The following is a 3,625-nucleotide window of genomic DNA, read 5'->3' as shown; positions in this document are numbered from 1 at the left end:
CCCCACCAACCCCTACGTCTACGTCCTCTACACCTACGACCACGAGCTCGGCTCGACCGCCCCGGCGCCGCGCTGGGGGGACCCCGGGGTGTACTCCGACCCCTGCCCCACCCCGCCTGGGGCGACCGCCGACGGCTGCCTGGTCTCGGGCCGGCTGTCGCGCCTGCAGGCCACCGCCGGCGGCAACGCCATGACCGGAGCCGAGCAGGTGCTGATCGAGGACTGGTGCCAGCAGTACCCCAGCCACAGCGTCGGCGCGGTGGAGTTCGGCCGTGACGGCGCCCTCTACGCCAGCGGCGGCGACCGGGCCAGCTTCAACTTCGTCGACTACGGCCAGGATGGCAGCCCGCTCAACCCCTGCGGCGACCCGCCGACCCCTGCCGGCACGGTCCTGGCCCCGCCGACGGCCGAGGGCGGCGCCCTGCGCAGCCAGGACCTGCGCACCACCGCCGACCCGGTCAGTCTCGACGGCACGATCATCCGCGTCGACCCGGCCACCGGGGCGGCCATGGCCGGCAACCCCATGATCGGGTCCAGCGACCTCAACGCCCGGCGGATCATCGCCTACGGGCAGCGCAACCCCTTCCGCTTCACGATGCGCCCCGATTCCGATGAGCTGTGGGCCGGCGACGTTGGCTGGAACGACTGGGAGGAGATCAACCGCATCCCCAGCCCGACCGCCAGGGTGACCAACTTCGGCTGGCCCTGCTACGAGGGTGCCGGCCGCCAGAGCGGCTACGACAGCCCCAACCTGACCATCTGCGAGAACCTGTACGCGGCCGGGGCCGCCGCGGTCACCGCCCCCTACTACACCTACAGCCACTCCGGGCTGGTCGTGCCCGGCGAGACCTGCCCGTCGGGCGGCTCCTCGACCGCCGGGGTCGCCTTCTACCGTCGTCGGGCGGGTCGTTCCCGGCCGACTACCGCGGGGCGCTGTTCTTCGCCGACTACACCCGCGACTGCATCTGGGTGATGCGGGCCGGCGCCAACGGGCTGCCCGACCCGGCCAACCGGGCCACCTTCGGGGCCCAGGCCAGCAACCCGGTCGACCTGGAGGTCAACCCGGTCACGGGTGACCTGTGGTACGCCGACTTCCAGGGCGGCACCGCCGGCGCGGTCCGCAAGATCCGCTTCGCCGGCGCCAACACCCCGCCGACGGCGGTGGCCGCGGCCACCCCGACCAATCGGCCGGCCCCGCTGACGGTCAGCTTCAACGGCGGCGGGTCGAGCGACCCCGACCCCGGGGCCACCCTCAGCTACGCCTGGGACCTGGACGACGACGGCGCCTTCGACGACGCCACCGGAGTGACGGCCAGCTGGACCTACCAGCAGCCCGGCACCTACATGCCCGGGCTGCGGGTCACCGACAACCTCGGGGCCAGCGACACCGACGCGGTGACGATCACCGCCGGCAACACCGCCCCCACGGCGGCCATCTCCACCCCGGCGTCCTCGCTGCGCTGGAAGGTGGGCGACACGGTGACGTTCTCGGGCGGCGCGACCGACCCACAGAGCGGCAACCTGCCCGCCTCGGCCCTGTCGTGGTCGCTGGTGCTGCAGCACTGCGACGGCGGCGGCAACTGCCACTCGCACCCGGTCCAGACCTTCAACGGCGTGGCCTCGGGCAGCTTCGTCGCCCCCGACCACGAGTACCCGTCCCACCTGGAGCTGACCCTGACCGCGACCGACCCGGGCGGGCTCAGCGACACCGAGACCGTCCGGCTCGACCCGCAGACGGTGAACCTGACCTTCCAGACCAGCCCGAGCGGCCTCCAGCTGACGGTCGGCTCGGCCAGCGGCACGGCCCCGTTCACGCGCACGGTGATCGTGGGGTCGAGCAACTCGGTCAGCGCCCCCTCGCCCCAGACCCTCGGCGGCCGCAGCTACGGCTTCCGTTCCTGGTCGGACGGGGGCGCCCAGACCCACAACATCGTCGCCCCGGCCACGGCCACCAGCTACACGGCCACCTACCAGGAAGGCTGGGTTTCCCACGCCAGGCTGAACTTCCAGCCGGCCAGCGCGGCCGTGCCGGCCGGCTACCTGAAGGCCGACGGGACGACCTACCGCAACCGCGGCGCCTTCACCTACGGCTGGACGGCCGCCAACCACACGGCCAAGGACCGCAACTCGACGCGGTCACCCGACCAGCGCTACGACACCCTGGTCCACATGCAGAAACCGGCCAACCCCAACGCGGGGTTCGAGATCGCCGTGCCCAACGGGACCTACCGGGTCCACCTCGTCAGCGGTGACCCGAGCCAGGTCAACAGCGTGTTCCGGGTCAACGTGGAGGGCGTCCTGGTGGTGAGCGGCACCCCGACCTCGTCGACCCGGTGGATCGAGGGGACGGCCACCGTCACCGTCAGCGACGGCCGCCTGACGGTCAGCAACGGCGCCGGCGCCAGCAACAACAAGGTCAACTACCTGGACATCGAACGCCCCGGCTAGCGACGGGCTAGCCGCAGACCGCGCCCTGGTCGGCCCCCCCGACCAGGGCGGCGTACTTGGCCAGGGCGCCCCGGGCGTAGCGGGGCTCGGGCGCCTTCCAGGCGCCACGGCGGCGGTCGAGCTCGTCCGGGTCGACCTCCAGGTCGAGGCGGCGGGCGGCAACGTCGATGGAGATGACGTCGCCGTCGACGACCAGGCCGATGGGCCCGCCTACGAACGCCTCGGGGGCGACATGGCCGACGCAGGCCCCGTAGGTGGCCCCGGAGAAGCGCCCGTCGGTGATCAGCAGCACGTCCTTGCCGAGGCCGGCCCCTTTGATGGCGCCGGTGACGGCCAGCATCTCGCGCATGCCGGGTCCGCCCTTGGGGCCCTCGTTGCGGATCACCAGCACGTCGCCCTTGCCGACGTGGCCGCCGGTGACGGCGGCGAAGCAGTCCTCCTCGGACTCGAAGACCTTGGCCGCGCCGCGGAAGTCCAGGTTCTCGTTGCCGGGGATCTTCACCACCGAGCCGTCGGGGGCGAGGCTGCCCCGGAGCACGGCCAGGCCGCCCTCGGCGGCGATCGGGGAGGCGACCCGGCGGACGACCTCGCCATCCGGCTCGCCCGCACCCTCAAGGTTCTCGGCCATGGTCCTGCCCGTGACGGTGAGGACGTCGCCGTCCAGCAGTCCCGCCCCCAGCAGCTCGCGCAGCACCACCGGGATGCCCCCGACCCGGTCGACGTCGGCCATGACGAAGCGGCCGCCGGGGCGCATGTCGACGATGTGGGGCACGCGCCGGCTCACGGCGTCGAAGTCGTCCATGGTCAGCTCCACCCCGGCCTCGTTGGCGATGGCCAGCAGGTGGAGGACGGCGTTGGTCGACCCGGCGGTGGCCATGACCACCGCGGCCGCGTTCAGGAAGGCCGGCCTGGTCATGATCTGGCGCGGCCGGATGTCGAGCCGGAGCAGGTTGACCACGGCCTCGCCGGTGCGGCGGGCCGCCTCGGCGCGGCGCTCCGACACCGCCGGCGGGGTGGCCGACCCGGGCAGGGCCATGCCGATGGCCTCGGACACCGCCGCCATGGTGTTGGCCGTGTACATGCCGGCGCACGACCCGGCCGTCGGGCAGGCCACCCGCTCCAGCTCGTCCAGGTCCTCCTCGGACATGGTGCCGGCGGCCACCGCCCCCACGGCCTC

The 3,625-nt window shown here is 73.2% G+C and carries 3 protein-coding genes; 2 read left to right on the top strand and 1 reads right to left on the bottom strand.

Annotation, left to right across the window (positions count from 1 at the left end):
- Together VF468_06020 and VF468_06015 are read left to right on the top strand one after the other, a co-directional pair.
- Positions 1–973 (top strand): PQQ-dependent sugar dehydrogenase (locus VF468_06020; GenBank protein HEX5877867.1); only part of this gene is annotated, 973 nt, incomplete at its 5' end.
- The gene (locus VF468_06015; GenBank protein HEX5877866.1) at positions 973–2,448 is read left to right on the top strand and encodes a PKD domain-containing protein; all 1,476 of its coding nucleotides are present in this window, start codon (positions 973–975) and stop codon (positions 2,446–2,448) included. The genes VF468_06020 and VF468_06015, both read left to right, overlap by 1 nt.
- Before the next feature lie 7 nt (positions 2,449–2,455).
- On the opposite strand, the gene VF468_06010 is transcribed toward VF468_06015, so the two are convergent.
- On the bottom strand, positions 2,456–3,625 hold a 1,170-nt coding region (locus tag VF468_06010), incomplete at its 5' end, for a dihydroxy-acid dehydratase (GenBank protein HEX5877865.1).

The sequence above is a fragment of the Actinomycetota bacterium genome, assembly GCA_036280995.1.
Taxonomy (GTDB): domain Bacteria; phylum Actinomycetota; class CALGFH01; order CALGFH01; family CALGFH01; genus CALGFH01.
This window is presented reverse-complemented; position numbering and strand designations above follow the sequence as displayed.

Coding starts and splice junctions, on each gene's coding strand:
- VF468_06015 (HEX5877866.1), top strand. CDS start 973: ATGCGGGCCGGCGCCAACGGGCTGCCCGACCCGGCCAACCGGGCCACC.